The following is a 21,582-nucleotide window of genomic DNA, read 5'->3' on the forward strand; positions in this document are numbered from 1 at the left end:
ATCATCGGCTTGCAAATACCGGAAACGCACCTCCTCGGAGCAGCACGGCAGCCATGGCGGGAGCGCCTGCGCGGTGTCCGCGGCTATGCCCACCAGTCACTAGGCAACGATGCGCAAAGCCAAAGCCAGTTGTACTGCGCTTCATCTCTGCGATCGTAGCATCGCGCGTCCCGATGCAAGCGACGCCGCAGATCCAAGCTCTCGAAAAGCGTTCAAGCCTCTCACAATGTGCGTGCCCGTCAAGCAAACGGCGGGCGCTCCGACATGTGCTCGATGCGTTCCTCCCCAGCTTCTGCTCCTAACGCCTACAGGCACTTCACGACTTCATCGACGATCACCTCGGGAGCAAGCTCGATGCTGACCGTCACCGCTTCGTCGTCGCCAGGCTCCTCGAGCGTATCGAGCTGGCTTTGCAGCAGTGCTGGATTGAAGAAATGCCGGCCGCGCGTGGCGAGGCGCTCGTGCAACAGGTCGAACGAACCCTTCAAATAAACGAACCGCACGAGGCCGTCGCCTTGCGCGCCGCCGCGCAACACATCGCGATAGACGCGTTTGAGGGCCGAGCAGCCCACCACGAGCGATTCGCCCGCATGCGCCTTCTGCTCGATCGCCGCACGAATGGCCGCGAGCCAAGGCCAGCGGTCGTCATCGGTCAGCGCGATGCCTTGAGCCATCTTCTCTTTGTTCGCGGCGCTATGGAATACGTCGCCGTCCACAAAGCTGCACCCGATGCGCTCGGCCAGCATCTCGCCGATCCGCGTCTTGCCCGCGCCCGACACGCCCATCACGATCAAAATCATTGCCGTTCCACCGTTTCTAGATCGTCTACACGACCGTCGCGAGGGCGAACGTCAAGCCGAGGCCGAGCAGCGAGATGATCGTCTCGCACAGCGACCAGGTCTTGAACGTCTGCCCCACGGTCATGCCGAAATACTCTTTGATCAGCCAGAAGCCGCCATCGTTCACGTGCGAGAAGATCAGCGATCCGGAGCCCGTCGCGAGCACGAGCAGTTCCGGCTGCACGTGAATGGCGCCGGCCTTGGCGATTGGCGCGACGATCCCGCACGCCGTCGTCATCGCCACCGTGGCCGAACCCGTCGCCAGGCGAATCAATGCGGCGACGAACCACCCGAACAGCAGCGGCGACAACTGCGCCTGCGTGGCGACGGCGACGATCTGCTGCGAGATGCCGCTATCGCGCAGCACGCCGCCGAAGCCGCCGCCCGCGCCGACGATCAGCGTAATGCCGGCAATGGGCGCCAGACAATCGCCGCAAAATTTTTGAATCTGCTCGCGCGTGAACCCGCGTTGCGCGCCGAAGGTCCAGAAGCTGACGATCACGGCAATCAGCAGTGCGACGTCCGAATTGCCGACGAAGCGCAGCAAATCGTTCGCGGTCGATTTCGGTGCGAAGACAAGATCGGCCCAGCTGCCGACGAGCATGAGCAAGACCGGCAGCAAGATCGTGAACAGCGTAATGCCGAAACCCGGGAGGTCGCGCTGCTGCGCCTCGGCTTCGTCTGCCGTTTCGACGAATTGGGCCGCGAGCGGGTTGTGCGCGGGCAGCTTGACGTGCCGATGCACGAGCAGCGCAAACAACGGGCCGGCGACGATGGCGGTCGGAATGCCTACGATGAGACCGTATGCGATCGTCTTGCCGATGTCGGCGCCGTACGCCTGCACGGCGAGCAGTGCGGCGGGGTGCGGCGGAATCAAGCCGTGCACGACTGACAGGCCCGCCACCATCGGCAGACCGATCAAGAGCAGCGACTTGCCCGTTCGCTTGGCCACGTTGAACGCAATCGGAATCAAGAGCACGAAGCCCACTTCGAAGAACACCGGCAAGCCGACGATGATCGCCACGAACATCATCGCCCAGTGAATGTGCTTTTCGCCGAACCAGCGAATCAGCGTCGTAGCGACGCGCTCGGCGCCGCCCGATTCGGCCATCATCTTGCCGAGCATCGTGCCCAGGCCGACGACGATGGCGATGTGGCCGAGCGTGCCGCCGTTGCCGGTCTCGAACGACTTGACGATCTGGCCGACCGGCATGCCCGAGGCCAGCCCGAGCAGCAGCGAGACGATGATGAGAACCAGAAACGGATAGACCTTATACCGCGCGATGAGGAGGATGAGCGCCGCGATTGCGATCAGCGCGTATAGCAGCAAGAGTCCGCCGTGGACCGATCCCATGAAAAGTCTCCTTTACTTGTTCGAAACGAGGCAGGTGGACGAACGCGGGGGCTCGCAGGCATGGTCCGCCCCAACGCGGACGATGCATTGTAGTCGGCGCGGCATTTTGGCGATAGAACCGGTTCCATCAACCAAAACCCGTAGACATCGCTCGCGTCGAGCGCGAGAGGCAGCGTGTTCGGGAACTGCGGGACGCGGGCCGGCCGCATGGGAAGGCATCGCCCGGCGCCCGGGTCTGTCCGGGCGCCGCGGCAAGGCGGGTCAATGCTGATGCGCGGCGAGTTCGGAGGCAGCGCGGGCGAGGCGCGTGACCTCGTCCCAGTTTTGCGCGGCAAGCGCCGCTTTCGGCGTGAGCCAGGAGCCGCCGACGCAAACGACGTTCGGCAACGCAAGGAAACTCGGCGCCGTCTCGGTCGTGATTCCGCCCGTCGGGCAGAATTTGAGCGCGGGGAACGGCCCGTACAACGCCTGCAGCATCGGAATGCCCCCCGCTTGCTGCGCCGGGAAGAACTTGACCGTCTCATAGCCGAGTTCGAGCGCGAGCAGGATGTCGCTCGGCGTCATCACGCCGGGCAGCAACGGCAAGCCGGCATCCTGCGCGGCCTTGTGGATGTCACGGGTGAGGCCCGGCGACACGCCGAACTGCGCGCCGGCCTTTTTCGCCTGCGCGCAGTGCTCGGGCTTCGTGATCGTGCCGACACCGACGACGATGTCGGACGAAAGATGAGCCGCGCGTTCGATCGCACCGATGCCGGCCGGCGTGCGCAGCGTGATTTCGAGCACCTTGACGCCGCCCGCATGAAGCGCGCGCGAAACGTGCTCGCCCTGCTCGACCGTGTCGAAGGCCAGCACCGGAATGACGGGACCGAGGCGGACGATGTCTTCAACCTTTTTCATGCTGGGCTCCTTATTGCTCGTTTGCGTGGACCGGATGCGGGACATGGGCCGGCTCGCCTACGAGCGGCCCGAACACCGAGGCGCCCATTTCGGCGGGCGCCGCGGCTGCCCGAAAGACGCCGAACAACTCGCGGCCGAAGCCGACTTCGTTTTCGGCTTGATGCTTGGGTGCTTCGACGGCGCGCGCATTCCATTGCCCCGCGTCGATTTCGACGTCTAGCACGCCGTGTTCGGCGTCGATGAGGATCGTATCGCCATCTCGCACTTTGCCGAGCGGGCCGGCAAGCAGCGCCTCGGGCGACACGTGGATCACGGCGGGCACCTTGCCCGATGCGCCCGACATGCGTCCGTCGGTGACGAGCGCCACATGGAAGCCCTGATCTTGCAGCACGCCCAGCAGGGGCGTCAGGCGATGCAGTTCGGGCATTCCGTTCGCGCGGGCCCCTTGGAACCGCACGACGGCGACGAAATCGCGATTGAGCTCGCCCTTATCGAATGCCGCTTGCACGGCCTCTTGCGAATCGAAGACGATCGCCGGCGCGCGCACCATACGGTGTTCGGGCGCGACAGCCGAGATCTTGATGACGCCGCGGCCCAGTTTGCCCTGCATGAGGCGCAGGCCGCCGTCAGGCTGGAACGGTTCGCCGATCGGCCGCAGCACCTTGGCATCGCCGCTCTGCTCAGGCCCCGGCACCCAGGCGAGCTGGCCGTCGATGAGCTTGGGTTCTTCCGTATAGCGGCGCAGCCCCTTGCCCATCACGGTATTGACGTCCTCGTGCAGCAGTCCGCCTTCGAGCAGATTGCGGATCAGGAAGGCCATGCCGCCGGCCGCGTGATAGTGATTCACGTCGGCCTTGCCGTTGGGGTAGATCTTCGCGAGCAGGGGCACGGCTTGCGAGAGCGCGTCGAAATCGTCCCAATCGATGAGGATGCCCGCTGCACGCGCGATCGCCACCAGATGCAACGTGTGATTCGTCGAGCCGCCCGTCGCGAGCAGCGCGGCGATACCGTTCACGACCGCTTTTTCGTCGACGACATGGCCGATCGGCATGTACTGGCCGCGCTCGACCGTCAAATCGAGTACGCGGCGCGCGGCAGCCGCCGTCAGCGCATCGCGCAGCGGCGTATGCGGATGGACGAAGGCCGATCCAGGCAGATGCAGTCCCATGACTTCCATCAGCATTTGATTGCTGTTCGCGGTGCCGTAGAACGTGCACGTGCCGTGCCCGTGGTAGGCGGCCGATTCGGCTTCGAGCAGCGCGTCGCGTCCCACCTGCCCCGTCGCGAACTGTTGGCGGATCTTCGCTTTTTCGTCGTTCGACAGGCCGCTCGTCATCGGGCCGGCCGGCACGAAGACCGTCGGCAAGTGTCCAAACTGCAGGGCGCCGATCAGCAAACCGGGCACGATCTTGTCGCAGACGCCGAGGCATAGCGCCGCATCGAACATGTTGTGCGTGAGCGCGACCGCCGTGCTCATGGCGATGACTTCGCGCGAAAACAGCGAAAGCTCCATGCCGGCATTGCCCTGCGTGATGCCGTCGCACATCGCGGGCACACCGCCCGCGAATTGCGCGACGCCGCCTGCCTCTCGCGCGGCGCGCTTGATGATGTCGGGGAAGTCCTTGTACGGCGCGTGCGCCGACAACATTTCGTTGTAGGACGAGACGATGCCGATATTCGGCTCGCGCATCGCCTTGATCGCCAGCTTCTCGTTTCCTTCCAAGCCCGCGAAGCCGTGCGCGAGGTTGGCGCACGAGAGCGCGCCGCGAGCCGGGAACCGCCCTTGCGCCGCATCGATGCGCGCGAGGTAAGCGGAACGCGTGGCGCGGCTGCGCTCCACGATGCGGCGGGTGACTTCGGTCAGCGTGGGATGCAGCGAAACCATGGGAAAACGCTCCTTCCTGAAAGTCGGCGCACAGGCGCCGAGCGGGTGGCGCGATACGGCCTGGGGCCGCGTAGCTCGATTTTGGCGGTGCAAGTTTAGTAGAAAAACTACATGACAGCAATGCAAATCGACCGCCGTCACCTTTAAATACTTAAGCCTTCACCGAAAACCGATCGGCACGTCGGTAGAAAATACGTGTAGCTTTTCTACATTTCGCCGGTCATACTATCGCCATCGATAGAAAAACGATACACCCCATCCGGGGGTCTTTCAGATGCTTTCTAGAATTGAAGCGATGCGCGCGCAATTGCGTCCGTCGGAACGCAAGCTCGCCGATTACGTGCTCGAGGCGCCGCGCGAGGTGCTCGACCTGGCGATGACGGAACTCGCGCAACGCGTCGGCGTGAGTCAGCCGACTATCGCGCGGTTTTGCCAGGCGCTCGGCTGCGGGGGGTTTCGTGAATTCAAGATCCGGCTGGCGCAAAGCATCGCGCCGGGGCTGCCGTCCGTCTATCGCGACGTGCGGCCGGACGAGCCGGCTTCCGGCGTGGTCGCGAAGGTATTCGATCGGACGATCGGCGCGCTGATCGAAGTTAGGAACAGCTTGTCGGCGCACAGTGTCGCGAAGGCGATCGATCTGCTGGCGCGGGCGTCCCGCATCGAGTTTTACGGCGCGGGCGGTTCGGGCATCGCCGCGCAAGATATCCAGCACAAATTTTTCCGGCTCGGCATTCCGAGCGTCGCTTATGCCGATCCGCACACCTACACGATGTCGGCGGCGCTGCTGGGCGAAGGCGACGTGGTCGTGACAATTTCGAATACGGGCCGCACGCGCGACATCGTCGAGGCCGCTCGCTCGGCGCTGGCTTGCGGGGCAAGCGTCATTGCGATCACGAACAGCACCTCGCCGCTCGCGCAGATGGCGACGGTCAGCTTGTTCGCGAACGTGGCCGAGGAAACCGATGTGTTTTCGCCGATGACCTCTCGGGTATCGCATTTGGCGATCGGGGACATCCTGGCCGTCGGCGTGGCGCTCAAACGCGGACCGGAACTCGTCGACAAGCTCGCGCGCGCGAAGAAAGCCATTACGCGGCGCCGAATCGAGACCGGCCGCCCGCGCGAGGAAACGCCGGACTGAGCACGGTGAAGCCGCGCGACGCGACTAGAATGGCTTGACGACGACGAGTGCGACGGCCGCGATGAGGCCGAACACCGGCAGCTCGTTGAAGATCCGGTACCAGCGGTCCGAGCGTCGGTTTTCGCCGCGCTCGAACGCCGTCAGCAGGCGGCGGCAATAGGCGTGATAGGCGATCAGGAGCACGACGACGCCAAGCTTCGCATGCAGCCACCCTTGCCCTTGCCCGATGCCATACCCGAGCCAAAGCCAAAGCCCGAAAGCCAGCGCGAGCACGGCGATCATCGTCATGAAGCGGTAGAGCTTGCGCGCCATCGTCAGCAGCCGGGTGAGCGCGGCCTGATCCGACTCCATGGCGAGGTTGACGAAAATTCGCGGAAGATAGAAAAGGCCCGCAAACCAAGAGGCCACGAAAACGATGTGAAAGGTCTTTACCCAGAGCATCGGTATCGTACGTGTCGTCGTGCGTGGTGGATGGTGGCGCATCGGCGCTGCGTCGAGCACGCTCGCGATCGAGTCGCGCTCGCCCTGCGTCGATTGCCGCGCAATGTGCTACTGCCGAACTTCTCCGTGCCCGAGCACGATGTACTTGAGCGATGTCAGCCCCTCGAGCCCGACCGGTCCCCGAGCGTGAAGCTTGTCGTTCGAGATGCCGATTTCCGCGCCGAGGCCAAATTCGAAACCGTCGGCAAAGCGCGTCGACGCATTGACCATGACGCTCGCGGAATCCACTTCGCGCAAGAACCGCATCGCACGGTCGTGATCTTCGGTGACGATCGCATCGGTGTGCGCCGAGCCGTACGTGTTGATGTGCTCGATCGCGGCGTCGATGCCATCGACGATCTTGATCGCGAGCACGGGCGCAAGATACTCGGTGCGCCAATCTTCCTCGGTCGCGTCCACGAGCGCGAGCGGCGGCGCATCGCTTTCCCACGGCGCGGCTTCGAGCACCGCGCGTGCGGCCGCATCGACGCGCAGCTCGACACCCTTGTCGCGGAAAACGCGTGCAAGCGGCGGCAGCGCGGCGCGGGCAATGCCGCGCGCGACGAGCATCGTCTCCATCGTGTTGCACGTGCCGTAGCGATGCGTCTTCGCGTTTTCGCACACGGCGAGCGCCTTGCACAGATCGGCGCGATCGTCCACGTAGACGTGACAGATGCCGTCGAGGTGCTTGATCATCGGCACGCGCGCCTCTTCGATGAGCCGAGCGATAAGGCCCTTGCCGCCGCGCGGCACGATCACGTCGACGTATTCGGTCATCGTGATGAGCTTACCGACCGCCGCGCGATCGGCCGTTTCCACGACCTGCACGGCATCGCTCGGCAAACCGGCCGCGGCCAACCCTTCGGCGATCAGTTTGGCCAACGCGGTATTCGAGGCCAGTGCTTCGGAGCCGCCGCGCAAAATGGCGGCATTGCCCGACTTCAAACACAACGCCGCGGCGTCGATCGTCACGTTCGGGCGCGATTCATAGATGATGCCGATCACGCCCAGCGGCACGCGCATCTGGCCGACCTGAATGCCCGTCGGGCGGTATTTGAGGTTGCTGATCTCGCCGATCGGATCGGATAACGAGGCGACTTGGCGCAGGCCTTCGATCATGGTCCTCAAAGCCTTATCCGACAATGTCAGACGATCGACGAACGCTGCGTCCATGCCCTTCTCGCGCGCCTTGGCCACGTCCCGCGCGTTCGCGTCCTTGAGCGCCGTCTGCTCGCGCTCGATCGCGCATGCAATGGCCTCGAGCGCGTCGTTCTTGGCTTTCGTCGCGGCGCGCGCCATCGCGCGCGAAGCGGCGCGCGCGCGGCGGCCGATGCCGGTCATGTACTCGTCGATTTCCATCGTGAATTCTCTTTCGGGGCGCACGCGGCGCGGTCTACGCGGTCTGTCTTGACTGTGGCGGGAGGGCCAATGTTTAGATTCTAGCTGCTGGGGCCGGTTCGCGCGAATCGCGGAACCTCGACCTACGACACTCGCCTAGGCGCCGATCGCGCGGGACGGCCCGCGCTTACCCGGCGCCGCGACGAGCGCCGCCAGTTCGAACAGGCCTTCCCATGGGTCAGGCGGCAAGGCCGTCCGCCGGCGGCTTCCCGGCGCGGCGCCGGTCAACCCCTTGACCTGCCGATCGAGCGCCGCCGCAAGCGCAAGCCCTTCCTCGAGCAAGGGCTCGGTCACCCGTGACAGCGCCGGCCCGACGAGCCGTTCGCGCGGCCCCCAAACGCGGTTCTCGCGCAGGAGCATCGCCAGCGGCTTGCCCGCCGCCGCGCCGCGTTTGATCTTGAGCAGCGTGCGCAACTCCTCGGTCAGCGCCCACAGCACGAGCACGGCCGCCTCGCCTTCGCCCTTCAGACCGTCGAGCATGCGTGACAGGCGGCCGACATCCCCGGCGAGCATCGCCTCGTTGAGCTTGAAGACGTCGTACCGGGCGACATTGAGCACGGCGTCGTGCACTTGCTCGAATGTCAGCGCGCCTTGCGGGTACAGCAATCCCAGCTTTTGGATCTCTTGATGCGCCGCCAGCAAGTTGCCTTCGACGCGCTCGGCGATGAACTGCAGGGCCCGGCGGCCCTCATCGCCCGGCGCGACGCGCTGCCCTTGCTGTGCGAGCCGCTGTGCGACCCAGTTCGGCAATTGGGCGCGCTCCACGGGATCGATGCGCAGCGACACCCCGCTCTCCGCGAGCGCGGTGAACCAGGCCGACTTTTGCGTCGCGGCGTCGAGCCGCGGCAGCGTGACGAGCACGAGGACGTCCGGATTGCCGGCCGCGGCCAACGCCTTGAGGGCGTCGGCGCCTTCCTTGCCCGGTTTGCCCGAAGGGATCCGCAGTTCAATCAGTTGCCGATCGCCGAACAGCGACATCGATTGGGTCGCACCGAGCAGCGAACTCCAATCGAAGCTGCGCTCAACGGTGAAGACGTTGCGCTCGGTAAAGCCCGCCGCCCGCGCCGATGCGCGAATGCGATCGCACGCCTCCTGCGCGAGCAAATGCTCGTCGCCGTAGACGACGTATAGGCCGGCTAGGCCCTTCGCCAAGTGCGTATCGAGCGCGTCGAGTCGGAGTTGCATGACGAAATCGTACCGAGGGGCGCCGGCCGATCAGAGCGGCGGCGGCGGCAGCGGCGCGCGCGGCGCTACGCCCGGCGTCTGCTCGCCCGGCACCGGGTGCAGCGAATGGACGGTCGCGAGCCGGCGCGTCAGCTGATCGACCGCATCGTTTTGCATATCGGCATAAAGCAATTCGGCTTCCTGCGCCTTTGCCTGCGAGTACTGGGTCGCGTATGTCATCGCGCGATTGAGTGCGATCGCACTCGGCGGAATCAGTAAGGCGCCGTCCGCGCCCGTCAGCGAATAACTGAGCGTGTAGTTGAGCTGATACTCCGCCGCCACGCCGAGCGAATTGAGCGTCAGCACGCCTGATCCGCGGCCCTCGGCGACGCTCAGTATCGCATCCGCGTTGGCCGTCGACTCGACGATAACCGTGTCGCTGCCCCCTTGAATCATCCGAGTCAACCGCGCGGCGACGATGGGCGGCGCGCCCACGATGGCGAGCCGCTTGAATGCATAGTTTTGCTGCCCGCGCAGTTGAAAGCCGCAGCCGGCTAGCATCATCGCACCACACGCGAGCGCGAGAAACGATCGGCGAATCACATTGGCTCCTTGGTTGCCTACACGCTGCGGCTCGCGACTCGCGCGAACCGCCACCGCACATTGCGCCGTTAGACGACGACGTTCACGAGCCGGCCCGGCACGACGATGATCTTCTTGGGGCTCCTGCCTTCGCTGAAGCGCGCGACCATCTCGTGCGCAAGCGCCGCCGCTTCGATCGCTTCGCGCGGCGCATCCTTGGCGATCGTCAGCGCGCCGCGGACCTTGCCGTTCACCTGCAACACGAGTTCGATCTCGGCCTGCTCGAGCGCCTCTTCGTCGACCTTCGGCCACGGCGCGTCGAGCAGCGTCCCGAATTGATCGACGAAACCGAGCGTCTGCCACAGCGCGTGCGTGACGTGCGGCACGACCGGGTACAGCACACGCAGCAGGACGCTGTAGCATTCGCGCAGCACGCTCGGGCGCGCATGCTTGGCGCTCTCGAGTGCATTGAGCATCTTCATGGCCGCCGACACGACGGTGTTGTATTGAAGACGCTGGTAGTCGAAATCGGCCTGCTTGAGCACGCTGTAAATCTCGCGGCGCAGCGTCTTGTCGACTTCGGCAAGCTGCGCCGGATCGAATGTCTCGCGCGCTACGAGCTCGGCCTGATTGGCATGGCCGAACGCCCATACGCGGCGCAAGAAGCGGCTAGCGCCTTCCACGCCCGAGCCCGACCACTCGAGCTGCTGCTCGGGCGGCGCGGCGAACATCGTGAACAACCGTGCCGTATCGGCGCCGTATTGATCGATCAACAGTTGCGGATCGACGCCGTTGTTCTTCGACTTCGACATCTTCTCGACGCCGCCGAGCACGACCGGCTGCCCGTCGCTGTTCAGCGTCGCGCCGACAGGACGGCCCTTGTCGTCATGCTCGACCGTGACGTCCGCCGGGTTGTACCAAGTCTTCTTGCCCGCCGCGTCCTCGCGGTAAAACGTTTCGTTGAGCACCATACCCTGCGTGAGAAGGTTCTTCGCCGGCTCGCCGAACTTGACGAGACCCATGTCGCGCATCACCTTCGTCCAGAAGCGCGAGTAGAGCAAGTGCAGGATCGCATGCTCGATGCCGCCGATGTATTGGTCCATCGGCATCCAGTGATCGGTGCGCGAGTCGACCATCGTTTCCGCATCGGGACACGTGTAGCGCGAGAAATACCACGACGAATCGACGAACGTGTCCATCGTGTCGGTTTCGCGCTTGGCCGGCGCGCCGCATTTCGGGCATGCGCAATTCACGAACGCCGCCGACTTCGCGAGCGGATTGCCCGTGCCGTCCGGCACGAGATCTTCGGGCAGCACGACGGGCAGATCCTTTTCGGGTACCGGCACGTCGCCGCACGAAGCGCAGTGAATGATCGGAATCGGGGTGCCCCAGTAGCGCTGGCGCGAAATCCCCCAATCGCGCAGGCGCCAGGTGACTTGCTTGTCGCCGAGGCCGAGTCTTTTCAGATCGGCGGCCACCGCATCGATCGCCTGTTCGTAGCTCATGCCGTCGTAGCGTCCGCTATCGATGCACGCGACGTCTTCCTTCTCGCCGTACCAAGCCTGCCATGCATCGGTCGAGTACTCGCAGCCCGCCTTGGCGATCACCTGCTTGATCGGCAAACCGTATTTCTTCGCGAACGCGAAGTCACGCTCGTCGTGCGCGGGCACGCCCATCACCGCGCCTTCGCCATAGCTCATCAGCACGTAGTTGCCGATCCACACTTCCACTTGCGCCTGGGTGAGCGGGTGCGTGACGTAAAAGCCGGTGGGCATGCCCTTCTTTTCCATCGTCGCGATGTCGGCCTCGGCTACGCCGCCGTGCCGGCACTCGTCGATGAACGCCTGGAGTTCCGGTTTTCCCTGCGCCAAGCGCGCGGCGAGCGGATGCTCGGCCGCGATTGCGCAGAAAGTGACGCCCATGATCGTATCGGCGCGCGTGGTAAACACGCGCAGCAGATGACGCTCGCCATCGAGTTCATAAGGGAACCCGAAGTTCACGCCGAAGCTTTTACCGATCCAGTTTTGCTGCATGATCTTCACGCGCTCGGGCCAGCCGAGGCCGTCGAGATCGCTCAGGAGCTCGTCGGCGTACTGCGTGATGCGCATGTAGTACATCGGGATTTCGCGCTTTTCGACGAGCGCGCCCGAGCGCCAGCCGCGCCCGTCGATCACCTGCTCGTTCGCGAGCACCGTTTGATCGACGGGGTCCCAATTCACCGTGCCCGTTTTCTTATAGACGATGCCCTTTTCGAGCATCTTCAGAAACAGCCACTGATTCCACTTGTAGTAGTTCGGATCGCACGTCGCGACTTCGCGCGACCAATCGATCGCAAGCCCCATCGACTGCATCTGCCCCTTCATGTAGGCGATGTTGTCGTAAGTCCACTTCGCCGGCGGCACGCCGTTGGCCATCGCCGCGTTTTCGGCCGGCATGCCGAACGCATCCCAACCCATCGGCATCAACGTGTTGTAGCCGTTCATCCGCAGATAGCGGTACATGACGTCGTTGATCGTGTAGTTGCGCACGTGGCCCATATGCAGCTTGCCCGACGGATACGGCAGCATCGACACGCAATAGAACTTCGGCTTACCGGCGACTTCGGACGTGCGGTAGGCATTGGACGCGCGCCAGTCTGCCTGGGCGGCGGCTTCGATGTCGGCGGGTAAGTATTTTTCTTGCATAGCGGTGGTTCGGGCTTGGCTGTCTTGGCGCCTGACGGCGCGGGCGCGGCGAGATTCGGGACGCGGTTTTCCCGCGAACGGGGCAAACGTCGATTATACCGCCCATGGACGCTCGAACCGCACGCGCGCGCCGCCGCGGCGCGTTCTCAAGGCCGGGCGGGCGCGGCCGGGGCCGAATTCGGGGGCGGCGAATCAGCGGCGCGCGGCGGGTCGGTCACGAAGCCGATCCGCTCGAGCCCCGCTTGCTGCGCCGCGCCCATGACCTGCGCGATGATTTCGTAACGCGTCGCGCGCGATGCGCGCAGGTGAAGCTCCGGCGGCTGCGTCGCCTTGCCCGCTTCGGCGAGGCTCGCGCGCACGGCGTCGAGCGATAGCGGACGGCCATCCCAGTAGAGGCGCCCGGCGTCGTCGATCGACAAGGTGATGGTCTTGGGCGTTTGCGGCGCCGGGGCGGAGGCGACCTTCGGCAAATCGAGCCGAATCGCGTGCGTGAACAGCGGCGCCGTGATGATGAAGATCACGAGCAACACGAGCATGACGTCGATGAGCGGCGTCATGTTGATCTCGGCCATCGGCGCTGCCGAACGCGCTTTGTCGAATCCGCCGAATGCCACCTGTGCACGCTCCTCGTTCAGATTTCGCCGTCTTGCCGCACGCCTGTCAGACGCGCGCCTTATGCGCGCCGTGCGTCCCTCGCGTTTCCCCGCTCGCCGGCGCGGCGCCGGATCCGGCCGTCGTCTCGTCGGCTTCCGGCGCGCACACGTAGACGTGCAGATCATGCGCGAAGCCGTCGAGTTCCTCGGACAACTGCCTCTGCATGCGCCCGAGAACGTTATACGCCAGCACGGCCGGAATGGCGACGACAAGACCGAAGGCGGTCATGATCAACGCCTCGCCCACGGGCCCCGCGACATTTTCGATCATCGCTTGCCCGCTAGCGGCAATGCTGCCGAGCGCGTGGTAAATCCCCCAAACCGTGCCGAGCAGACCGACGAACGGCGCGGTGCTGCCGACCGACGCGAGCAGCACCTGGCCGAATTCGAGCCGCCGCTGGGAGGCGAGCAGCGCCTCGCGAAGCGCGCGCAATACACGCTCGCCGCGCTCCACGCGAGCGAGCAACGCCGACGATGCATGTACCTCCGAGGCTGCCAGCGCCGCCTCCGCGAGGGGCACGAACACGCGCTCCCGATCGGCGGCCCGCAACGCAAGCACCCCTTCGGACAGCGTGGACGACCGCCAAAACAGCGCGATGGCCCGCGGGCCCTGGCGCTTCGCTCGGCCGAGCATCCAAGCCTTCACGATCAGAAAGCACCAGCTCGCGATGGACATGGCCAGCAGCAGATAGGCGACGGCGTGCGTCAGCGCGTCGCCTGCCTGCAAATAGTGAACGATGCCGGAGTTTTGCATTCGGATTCGAAAACGTGATCGGATTCTTGCGCGCGAGCGCTTCCGCCGGCGCGTGCCACGCGTGCCGCGCGTCAGCGCAGGCCGAGGACGTCCTGCATGTCGTACAGCCCGGCGCCGTGCGCCGCCAGGAAGCGTGCGGCGCGCAGCGCGCCTTGCGCATACGATACGCGGCTGGCCGACTTGTGCGTGATTTCGATGCGCTCGCCGGTGCCCGCGAACAGCACCGTGTGGTCGCCGACGATATCGCCGCCGCGAATCGCGGAGAAGCCGATCGTCGACGGATCGCGCTCGCCCGTCACGCCATGACGCCCGTAGACGGCGCAATCCTTCAAGTCGCGTCCGAGGGCCCCGGCGATCGCCTCGCCCATGGCGAGGGCCGTGCCGGACGGAGCGTCCACCTTATGGCGATGGTGCGCTTCGATGATTTCGATGTCGTAGCCGGTGGAGAAGTAGCGAGCGGCGAACTCGAGCAGCTTGAGCGTCACGTTGACGCCGACGCTCATATTCGCGGCGAACATGATGCCGATCTTTTCCGAGGCTGCGCGCACGACGTCTTGCTGCGCCTCAGTCATGCCGGTCGTACCGATTACGAGCTTCGTCCCATGACGAAGAGCAGCTTCGATATGAGCCATCGTGCCTTCGGGCCGCGTGAAATCGATGAGGCAATCGGCGTCCGCCATCACGCGTTCGACGTCGTCGGTCAACGTGACGCCCGTGTGCCGGCCGAGAAAGGCGCCGGCATCTTCCCCAAGCTGCGGCGAGCCCGCTCTATCGAGCGCACCGGCGAGCGCCGCATCCGGATCGTTCAAAACCGCTTCGATCAGCATCCGGCCCATCCGGCCCGATGCGCCGGCAATGGCGATATTCATCGGCAACATGCATACCCCTTTATGAATGAAGACCGGCCGTCCGCGGCTGGCCGGCGGCGCTTGCGAAGCCGCCCCAGAAAAAACAAAGGCGGGCGGTGTCTCGCACGGCCCGCCTTTAGGAGAACGAACGATTAGCCGCCCGTGCTCGACGCGCCTTGCGACGACACGGACTGTTTACCCGCCCCGGAGCTGCCGGAAGAGGAGCCCGTCGGGCCGACCGGATTGCTTTGATCCGGCGAAGCGGGCTGCGGCTGCCGGTGGAACTGGAACTGCGGGGTCGCGCTGGGCAGCGCGCCCGAAGGCGACGGCGTGCCCGAGCGCACGGCCGGCTTGGAAGGCGTGGCCGGTACCTGATTGGTCGCGCGGTTGGCGGCCTGCGCCGCCTGCGCGTTGGCGGCCTCTTCGCTTGTGCTGCTCGCGCCGCTCGCGCCTTGGGCGGCAGCGGCAGCGCTCGAAGCGGGGGCAGCCGCCTCGGCGGCCGCCGAAGCCGCCGCCGCGCTCGAGGCCGGCGCGGCCGCCTTTGCCTTCTTGCCGCGCTTGTCGCCGTCGATGTCGGCTAGCAATTCGAGCTCGGAGGGCAGATTTTCGCCGCCCGACCAGCTCTCGACACGGTCGCCCTTGAAGTTGACGATGAAATCGCGCTGCTGCACGACGGCCGTGGAGCCACGCTTGAAGTAAAAGACGTAATCCCAGCGATCGTCATGGAACATGTCAGTGAGCAGCGGCGTGCCGAGCACGGCCTTGACCTCGTCGCGCGACATACCCACGCGCATCTTCTCGGCGGCTTCCTTCGAAACGAAGTTGCCTTGCACGATCGTGATGCGATACGGCGTAATGCTCTGCGCGACGCGCTGCGTGAGGCTGTCGTAGGTCGAACATCCCGAAACGAGCGCGACCATCGAGGCAGCGATCAACAGGTTACGCACGTGACTCCCCCCGCGCTTCTTAAGAAAAATTGGATTCATTTCACCCACCGTGCGGGCTGCGTTTTGCGTATCGACGAGCCGCGCGAGTTTCACCGAAGATGTTCTGAACAGCAAAAACCCATTACTATTCGAATCGTGCATTGTACTCTAGGGATGCCTAGCCATGACCAATCCGACCGATCTCAAAAACATCGGGCTGAAGGCGACCCTACCGCGCCTCAAAATCCTCGAAATCTTCCAGCGCAGCGCCGTACGGCATCTGACCGCCGAAGACGTCTATCGCAGCTTGCTGAACGAGGAACTCGACATCGGCCTCGCCACCGTCTACCGCGTGCTGACGCAGTTCGAGCAGGCGGGCCTGCTCTCGCGCAGCAATTTCGAATCGGGCAAAGCCGTGTTCGAACTCAACGAGGGCTCGCATCACGACCACCTCGTCTGTATCGACTGCGGACGCGTGGAGGAGTTCTTCGACCCTGAAATCGAAAAGCGCCAGCAGAAGATCGCGGAAGAACGCGGCTTCAAGCTGCAGGAACACGCGCTTGCGCTGTACGGCGTATGCACCAAGGAAGCGTGCCCGCACCGCAAGCATTGATTGTCGGTCGAGCGCACGCGCGGTCGGCACGTGCGGCGCCGAGGCATCGGTACCCGCCGGCACGCCGCGGTGCAGCGCCCCGGAAATGACAAGAGCCGCCTTCGAACGAAGGCGGCTCTTTTCTTTGAGCGGCTCGGCGGCAAGCCGAGCCGTTGGGTACCGTGCTTACTTGGCCGTGGCGAGCGCGACAGCCGTATCGAGCATGCGGTTCGAGAAGCCCCACTCGTTGTCGTACCAGCTCGACACTTTCACGAGACGGCCGGCGACCTTCGTGAGCGTCGCGTCGAACGTCGACGAAGCCGGGTTGTGGTTGAAGTCGATCGAAACGAGCGGCGCCGTGTTGTAGCCGAGAATGCCCTTGAGCTCGCCTTCGGCCGCTTCCTTCATGATCGCGTTGATTTCTTCGACCGTCGTGTCGCGCTTGGCGATGAACGAGAGGTCGACGATCGACACGTTGATCGTCGGGACGCGAATCGCATAGCCGTCGAGCTTGCCGGCCAGTTCGGGCAGCACAAGGCCAATGGCGGCGGCGGCGCCCGTCTTCGTCGGGATCTGGCTGTGCGTGGCCGAGCGCGCGCGACGCAGGTCCTCGTGATAGACGTCCGTCAGCACTTGATCGTTCGTGTACGCGTGGATCGTCGTCATCAAGCCCGTTTCGAGGCCGATCTTTTCGTTCAGCGGCTTGACGAGCGGCGCCAGGCAGTTCGTCGTGCACGATGCGTTGGACACCACGGTATGCGCGGCCTTCAGCGTGTTGTGGTTCACGCCGTAGACGATCGTCGCGTCGACATCCTTGCCGCCGGGCGCCGAGATCAGGACCTTCTTCGCGCCGCCGGCCAAGTGCGCGCTGGCCTTTTCCTTCGACGTGAAAAAGCCCGTGCACTCCATCACGACGTCGACGCCGAGCTCGCCCCACGGCAATTCGGCCGGGTTGCGGTTCGCCAGCACGCGGATCTTGTCGCCGTTGACGACGAGGTTTTCGCCCTCGACCGCCACCTCACCGGGGAACGGGCCATGCGCCGTGTCGTACTTCGTCAGGTGGGCGTTCGTCTTCGCATCGCCGAGGTCGTTGATCGCGACGATCTGCAGATCGTGCTTCTTGCCGCTCTCGTAGAACGCACGCAGCGTGTTGCGGCCGATACGGCCATACCCGTTGATTGCAACGCGTACCGTCATGTTGGTTCTCCTGATATTTGGGCTGAAAAAACCTGTCGTACCTCATGCTTTTCGGGCCAGGCGCCGAGCGAGGGGCGCTCGCGCGGGCGGCGCCGCCCCGAAAAGCCGTATTGCGTCTTCGCGTCAGTCTATCGTCACTCGAGCGCGGCCTTGGCCGCTGCGACAACGTGCTCCACCGTGAAGCCGAAATGCTTGAACAGCACGCCGGCCGGAGCCGACTCGCCGAACGTATCGATACCGACCACGCCGCCCTCGAGGCCGACGTACTTGCGCCAGAAATCGCTCACACCCGCTTCGATCGCGACGCGACGCACGCCCTTGGGCAGTACGCGCTCGCGGTACTCGGCGTCTTGGCGATCGAAGACCATCGTGGCCGGCATCGACACCACGCGCGCCGCAATGCCTTGCTGCGCGAGCGGCTCGACCGCCGCCAACGCGAGTTCGACCTCCGAACCCGTTGCGATCAGAATGATCTTGCGCGCCACGATCTCGTCGTTCCAATCGCGCAGCACGTAGCCGCCCTTGGCGATGTTGGCGATCTGCGCATCGCTGCGCGGGGAGAACGGCAGATTCTGCCGGCTGAAGATCAGGCAGGACGGCCCTTGATACTCGACCGCCTGCGTCCAGGCCACCGCCGTCTCCACCGTATCTGACGGACGCCAGACGTGAAGGTTCGGAATCAGGCGCAAGCTCGCGACGTGCTCGATCGATTGGTGCGTCGGGCCGTCTTCGCCCAGACCGATGGAATCGTGCGTGAATACGAAGATCGACGGCGACTTCATCAACGCCGCGACGCGCAACGCATTGCGGCTGTAGTCGGAGAACGTGAGGAACGTGCCGCCGAAAGCCTTGTAGCCGCCGTGCAGCGCGATGCCGTTGATGGCGGCGCTCATGCCGAATTCGCGCACGCCGTAGTTGATGTGATTGCCCCACTCGATGCCGTGCTCGCCCGCGCGCACGGGCTTGCTCGCCTTCCAGTTCGTGAGGTTCGAACCCGTCAAGTCGGCGGAGCCGCCCAGCAGTTCCGGCAGCACGGCGGCAAGGCCTTCGATCGCCTGTTGCGATGCCTTGCGCGTGGCCACCGTTTCGGCGCGCTCGTTCGCGCCGGCGATGATCGCTTGGGCCTTGGCCGCCCAGTCGGCCGGCAGCTTGCCCGCTGCGCGGCGCTCGAACTCCGCCGCTTCCTGCGGGTATTTCGCGCGGTATTGAGCAAACGCATCGTTCCACTGCGTCTCGCGCTGCGCGCCCGCTTGCTTCGCATCCCATGCCGCATAAACTTCCTGCGGAATCACGAACGGCTCCCACTTCCAGCCGATCGCCTCGCGCGTGGCCGCGATTTCCTGGGCGCCGAGCGGCGCGCCGTGCGCGTCGTGACCGCCCGCCTTGGTGGGCGCGCCCTTGCCGATCACCGTCTTGCAGCAGATGAGCGTGGGCTTGTCCGACGTCTTGGCCTGCGCGATAGCGGCGTCGACCGCCTGCACGTCGTGCCCGTTCACATCGCGAATGACGTTCCAGCCGTATGCTTCGAACCGCTTGGGCGTGTCGTCGGCGAACCAGTATTCGATATGGCCGTCGATCGAGATGCCGTTGTCGTCGTACAGGGCAATCAGCTTGCTGAGCTTCAATGTGCCGGCGAGCGAGCAGGCTTCGTGCGAGATGCCTTCCATCAGGCAGCCGTCGCCGAGGAACACGTAGGTGTGGTGATCGACGATGCGCGCGTCGGCCTTATTGAACTCGGCGGCCAGCAGCGATTCGGCGAGCGCCATGCCGACGGCATTGGCCAGGCCTTGGCCGAGCGGACCCGTCGTGGTCTCGACACCGGGCGTGATGCCGTACTCGGGGTGGCCCGGCGTCTTCGAATGGAGCTGGCGGAAATTCTTGAGCTCGGCGAGCGGCAGGTCGTAGCCCGTCAGATGCAGCAGCGAGTAAAGCAGCATCGAGCCGTGGCCGTTGGACAGCACGAAGCGATCGCGGTCGGCCCAGTGCGGGTTGGCCGGATTGTGCTTCAGATGGCGCGCCCAAAGGGCGACGGCGATTTCGGCCATGCCCATCGGCATGCCGGGGTGGCCTGAGTTCGCTTGTTGCACGGCGTCCATCGCGAGCGCGCGGATCGCGTTCGCCATGAGAGCGGTGGGAGCGGTAGACGAGGTCGTCATGTCGAGTCCGGAGAACGAGTCGAGAAAGCGTGCGCGCGGTGGACCGCTGCTCGTATCGAACCGCCGCCCGCGCGGATGGGCGCGCGCCGCGGCGCAAGGCGGGAAGAGCAAGCGGACAGGGCTGCAAAGCATGCCATTCTAACAGATGGCGCCCGCCCGCTCCCGACCCCGCACGGCGGCGCGGTCGCGGAAACGACGGCCGCGGCGCCTCTATAATTCGATCATCGCGCCCTGCTCGCCGTCGTTCGTCCACTCGTGTTCTCTCGCGCCGACTCGCCGCTTCTCTTTCATCCCGCTCCCGGCGCCGTTTACGGTTTTCCGGGCGCGCGCCGCATTGCGTGGGTCGATTCCGCCTACCAGCGCATCGAAGTGTGGGACACGCCGCAGCTTGGGCGCTTGTTCACGCTCGACGGCCGGCCGATGACCTCGGTCGGCGACGAGCACATCTACCACGAGTGCATGGTGCATCCCGCCGCGCTGGCGCATCCCGAGCCGCGCAAAGCACTCGTCCTCGGCGGCGGAGACGGCGGCGCCGCGCGCCAATTGCTCGCCCATCCGAGCATCGAGCGGATCGTCGTCGCGGAACTCGACGACGCCGTGGTCGGCATGGCGCGTCGGCATTTGCAGGCGGTGCATCAAGGCGCGCTGGACGATCGGCGCGTGCAGGTCGTCATCGGCGATGCGGCGCGCTTCGTCGCGACGAGCGCCGAGCGGTTCGACCTCGTCGTGTTCGATTTGACGCCGCCCGATTCGCCCGCGGCCGAACTGTATTCGTCGGCGTTCCTTACACGCCTCAAGGCTGTGCTGGCGCCGCGCGCGATGCTTTCGATGCATCTTGGATCGGCGCAGTTTCACCTCGAACGGGCGGCGGCGCTCGTGCGCGATCTGCGCGCGTGCTACGCCACGGTGAATGTCATGTCGGCATCCATACCGCTCTATGGTTCGCTCTGGCTCATGGCCCTCGCGAGCGATACACTCGACGCCGCATCGCTGTTCAGGCACGACATACAGGACCGGCTGTCCGCGCGCGGCATCGACGCGTTGCGCTACTATGACGCCGCGCTGCACCCGGCGTTGTTCACGCTGCCGCGCGGCGTGCGGGACAGACTGCGCTAAAGCGCGTCGGCGCACTTCGCGGTATGGCGATGATCGGCCGGCCGCTGGCCGCCCATCGCCGATTGCCCGTGACGCCTTCCAATCATCGATTTCGAACGCCGCTTTATGCCCCGCTTTTTTGTCGATTCCCCCTTCGCCACCGGCGATGTCCTCGCACTGCCCGATGAAGTCGCTCGACACGTCCAAGTGTTGCGGCTGCAGACCGGCGACGCGCTGACCTTGTTCAATGGGCGCGGCGGACAGTACGAGGCGCGCCTCGTCGAGGTCGGTCGCCGCAACGCGCTGGTCGAAGTGGGCGCCTTCGAGGCCATCGAAGCGGAGCCGCCGTACAGGATCACCCTAGCGCAAGGGGTCGCGGGCGGCGACAAGATGGATTGGCTCGTGGAGAAAGCGATCGAACTCGGCGTCGCGCGAATCGTGCCGCTCGTCACGGCGCGGGGCGTCGTACGCCTGTCGGGCGAACGGGCGGCCCGACGTCACGCGCACTGGCAAGGCATCGCGCGAGCCGCCTGCGAGCAGTGCGGCCGAAACCGCCTGCCCGCTATCGATCCGGCGAGCGACCTGACGAAATGGATGGAAGGGCTGCCCTCGCGCGGCGGCCCCGGTGCGATGCGCTATATGCTGTCGCCGCGCGGCGCCCAGCCGTTCGACTCGCTGCCGGACACCGCGCCGGACGCGGAGGTCATCCTGCTAATAGGGCCGGAAGGCGGGCTCGCACCTCACGAAGAGGAAGCCGCGATCGCCCACGGGTTCGCGCCGCTTTCGCTGGGCCCACGCATCCTGCGCACGGAAACGGCAGGCATGGCCGTTCTCGCGGCGCTGGCCGCGCGTTGGGGCGGATGGTAAACGAAGGCCCGCGCGACGGCGGGCCTGGAAGATATCGGTGACCGCATCGACAGGCGCGGCGCGCTTCGCACAC

Annotated in this window: 19 protein-coding genes; 4 read left to right on the forward strand and 15 right to left on the reverse strand. The window is 65.2% G+C overall.

What is annotated here, in order from left to right; genetic code table 11:
• Positions 1-305: 305 nt before the first annotated feature.
• The 4 genes from ACTHNR_RS11070 to edd form a co-directional block, all read right to left on the reverse strand.
• Positions 306-800, reverse strand: a complete 495-nt coding sequence (locus ACTHNR_RS11070) for a gluconokinase (RefSeq protein WP_440547649.1) — start codon at positions 798-800, stop codon at positions 306-308.
• A gap of 25 nt (positions 801-825) precedes the next feature.
• Positions 826-2,193, reverse strand: a complete 1,368-nt coding sequence (locus ACTHNR_RS11075) for a GntT/GntP/DsdX family permease (protein WP_440547650.1) — start codon at positions 2,191-2,193, stop codon at positions 826-828.
• Positions 2,194-2,454: 261 nt separating this feature from the next.
• Positions 2,455-3,090 carry a bifunctional 4-hydroxy-2-oxoglutarate aldolase/2-dehydro-3-deoxy-phosphogluconate aldolase gene (locus ACTHNR_RS11080; protein WP_440547652.1) on the reverse strand — a complete coding sequence of 212 codons (636 nt, stop codon included), beginning with the start codon at positions 3,088-3,090 and terminating at the stop codon, positions 2,455-2,457.
• A gap of 10 nt (positions 3,091-3,100) precedes the next feature.
• Positions 3,101-4,975: a phosphogluconate dehydratase gene (gene edd / locus ACTHNR_RS11085; RefSeq protein ID WP_440547653.1), complete on the reverse strand. Its 1,875-nt coding sequence runs from the start codon at positions 4,973-4,975 to the stop codon at positions 3,101-3,103.
• A 274-nt stretch (positions 4,976-5,249) separates the two neighbouring features.
• On the opposite strand from edd, the gene ACTHNR_RS11090 reads away from it, so the two are divergent.
• Positions 5,250-6,113, forward strand: coding sequence for a MurR/RpiR family transcriptional regulator (locus ACTHNR_RS11090; RefSeq protein ID WP_440547654.1), 864 nt, complete (start codon positions 5,250-5,252; stop codon positions 6,111-6,113).
• Positions 6,114-6,137: 24 nt separating this feature from the next.
• Here ACTHNR_RS11090 and ACTHNR_RS11095 read toward each other — a convergent pair whose 3' ends face one another.
• From ACTHNR_RS11095 to ACTHNR_RS11135, 9 genes are all read right to left on the reverse strand, one after another.
• Positions 6,138-6,554 carry a CopD family protein gene (locus ACTHNR_RS11095; protein ID WP_440547655.1) on the reverse strand — a complete coding sequence of 139 codons (417 nt, stop codon included), beginning with the start codon at positions 6,552-6,554 and terminating at the stop codon, positions 6,138-6,140.
• Positions 6,555-6,662: 108 nt separating this feature from the next.
• Positions 6,663-7,952: a glutamate-5-semialdehyde dehydrogenase gene (locus ACTHNR_RS11100; protein WP_440547656.1), complete on the reverse strand. Its 1,290-nt coding sequence runs from the start codon at positions 7,950-7,952 to the stop codon at positions 6,663-6,665.
• 135 nt (positions 7,953-8,087) lie between these two features.
• Positions 8,088-9,176, reverse strand: coding sequence for a DNA polymerase III subunit delta (gene holA, locus ACTHNR_RS11105; protein ID WP_440547658.1), 1,089 nt, complete (start codon positions 9,174-9,176; stop codon positions 8,088-8,090).
• A gap of 30 nt (positions 9,177-9,206) precedes the next feature.
• Positions 9,207-9,758, reverse strand: coding sequence for an LPS-assembly lipoprotein LptE (locus tag ACTHNR_RS11110; RefSeq protein ID WP_440547659.1), 552 nt, complete (start codon positions 9,756-9,758; stop codon positions 9,207-9,209).
• A 68-nt stretch (positions 9,759-9,826) separates the two neighbouring features.
• A complete protein-coding gene (gene leuS, locus ACTHNR_RS11115) occupies positions 9,827-12,421 on the reverse strand; it encodes a leucine--tRNA ligase (protein WP_440547660.1) in 2,595 nt (864 codons plus the stop codon).
• Positions 12,422-12,567: 146 nt separating this feature from the next.
• Positions 12,568-13,035, reverse strand: coding sequence for an ExbD/TolR family protein (locus ACTHNR_RS11120; RefSeq protein ID WP_440547661.1), 468 nt, complete (start codon positions 13,033-13,035; stop codon positions 12,568-12,570).
• A gap of 46 nt (positions 13,036-13,081) precedes the next feature.
• Positions 13,082-13,828 carry a MotA/TolQ/ExbB proton channel family protein gene (locus tag ACTHNR_RS11125; RefSeq protein WP_440547663.1) on the reverse strand — a complete coding sequence of 249 codons (747 nt, stop codon included), beginning with the start codon at positions 13,826-13,828 and terminating at the stop codon, positions 13,082-13,084.
• A 71-nt stretch (positions 13,829-13,899) separates the two neighbouring features.
• Positions 13,900-14,697, reverse strand: coding sequence for a 4-hydroxy-tetrahydrodipicolinate reductase (gene dapB / locus ACTHNR_RS11130; protein WP_440547682.1), 798 nt, complete (start codon positions 14,695-14,697; stop codon positions 13,900-13,902).
• 131 nt (positions 14,698-14,828) lie between these two features.
• Positions 14,829-15,662, reverse strand: a complete 834-nt coding sequence (locus ACTHNR_RS11135) for an outer membrane protein assembly factor BamE (protein WP_440547664.1) — start codon at positions 15,660-15,662, stop codon at positions 14,829-14,831.
• A 124-nt stretch (positions 15,663-15,786) separates the two neighbouring features.
• Between ACTHNR_RS11135 and fur the strand changes: the two genes are divergently transcribed.
• On the forward strand, positions 15,787-16,215 hold the full coding sequence (fur, locus tag ACTHNR_RS11140) for a ferric iron uptake transcriptional regulator (protein WP_440547665.1): 429 nt from the start codon (positions 15,787-15,789) through the stop codon (positions 16,213-16,215).
• Between the two features lie 165 nt (positions 16,216-16,380).
• On the opposite strand, the gene gap is transcribed toward fur, so the two are convergent.
• Both gap and tkt read right to left on the reverse strand, forming a co-directional pair.
• Positions 16,381-17,391, reverse strand: coding sequence for a type I glyceraldehyde-3-phosphate dehydrogenase (gene gap / locus ACTHNR_RS11145; RefSeq protein ID WP_440547666.1), 1,011 nt, complete (start codon positions 17,389-17,391; stop codon positions 16,381-16,383).
• 134 nt (positions 17,392-17,525) lie between these two features.
• Positions 17,526-19,547, reverse strand: a complete 2,022-nt coding sequence (tkt, locus tag ACTHNR_RS11150; protein WP_440547667.1) for a transketolase — start codon at positions 19,545-19,547, stop codon at positions 17,526-17,528.
• 255 nt (positions 19,548-19,802) lie between these two features.
• Here tkt and speE point away from each other — a divergent pair, with 255 nt between their 5' ends.
• Positions 19,803-20,663 carry a polyamine aminopropyltransferase gene (gene speE, locus ACTHNR_RS11155; protein ID WP_440547668.1) on the forward strand — a complete coding sequence of 287 codons (861 nt, stop codon included), beginning with the start codon at positions 19,803-19,805 and terminating at the stop codon, positions 20,661-20,663.
• Positions 20,664-20,768: 105 nt separating this feature from the next.
• On the forward strand, positions 20,769-21,509 hold the full coding sequence (locus ACTHNR_RS11160) for a 16S rRNA (uracil(1498)-N(3))-methyltransferase (RefSeq protein WP_440547669.1): 741 nt from the start codon (positions 20,769-20,771) through the stop codon (positions 21,507-21,509).
• Positions 21,510-21,582 lie beyond the last annotated feature (73 nt).

Origin of the sequence: Trinickia sp. (assembly GCF_051954495.1) — a bacterium.
In the GTDB taxonomy this organism is placed as follows: Bacteria; Pseudomonadota; Gammaproteobacteria; order Burkholderiales; family Burkholderiaceae; genus Trinickia.

Excerpts from the sequence above, each read along its gene's own strand:
- ACTHNR_RS11125 (WP_440547663.1), bottom strand. The coding sequence starts at position 13,828 with ATGCAAAACTCCGGCATCGTTCACTATTTGCAGGCAGGCGACGCGCTG.
- edd (WP_440547653.1), bottom strand. The coding sequence starts at position 4,975 with ATGGTTTCGCTGCATCCCACGCTGACCGAAGTCACCCGCCGCATCGTG.
- ACTHNR_RS11160 (WP_440547669.1), top strand. The coding sequence starts at position 20,769 with ATGCCCCGCTTTTTTGTCGATTCCCCCTTCGCCACCGGCGATGTCCTC.
- dapB (WP_440547682.1), bottom strand. The coding sequence starts at position 14,697 with ATGAATATCGCCATTGCCGGCGCATCGGGCCGGATGGGCCGGATGCTG.
- holA (WP_440547658.1), bottom strand. The coding sequence starts at position 9,176 with ATGCAACTCCGACTCGACGCGCTCGATACGCACTTGGCGAAGGGCCTA.
- ACTHNR_RS11080 (WP_440547652.1), bottom strand. The coding sequence starts at position 3,090 with ATGAAAAAGGTTGAAGACATCGTCCGCCTCGGTCCCGTCATTCCGGTG.
- ACTHNR_RS11090 (WP_440547654.1), top strand. The coding sequence starts at position 5,250 with ATGCTTTCTAGAATTGAAGCGATGCGCGCGCAATTGCGTCCGTCGGAA.
- fur (WP_440547665.1), top strand. The coding sequence starts at position 15,787 with ATGACCAATCCGACCGATCTCAAAAACATCGGGCTGAAGGCGACCCTA.
- ACTHNR_RS11135 (WP_440547664.1), bottom strand. The coding sequence starts at position 15,662 with ATGAATCCAATTTTTCTTAAGAAGCGCGGGGGGAGTCACGTGCGTAAC.
- ACTHNR_RS11075 (WP_440547650.1), bottom strand. The coding sequence starts at position 2,193 with ATGGGATCGGTCCACGGCGGACTCTTGCTGCTATACGCGCTGATCGCA.
- tkt (WP_440547667.1), bottom strand. The coding sequence starts at position 19,547 with ATGACGACCTCGTCTACCGCTCCCACCGCTCTCATGGCGAACGCGATC.
- leuS (WP_440547660.1), bottom strand. The coding sequence starts at position 12,421 with ATGCAAGAAAAATACTTACCCGCCGACATCGAAGCCGCCGCCCAGGCA.
- gap (WP_440547666.1), bottom strand. The coding sequence starts at position 17,391 with ATGACGGTACGCGTTGCAATCAACGGGTATGGCCGTATCGGCCGCAAC.
- ACTHNR_RS11070 (WP_440547649.1), bottom strand. The coding sequence starts at position 800 with ATGATTTTGATCGTGATGGGCGTGTCGGGCGCGGGCAAGACGCGGATC.
- ACTHNR_RS11100 (WP_440547656.1), bottom strand. The coding sequence starts at position 7,952 with ATGGAAATCGACGAGTACATGACCGGCATCGGCCGCCGCGCGCGCGCC.
- ACTHNR_RS11095 (WP_440547655.1), bottom strand. The coding sequence starts at position 6,554 with ATGCTCTGGGTAAAGACCTTTCACATCGTTTTCGTGGCCTCTTGGTTT.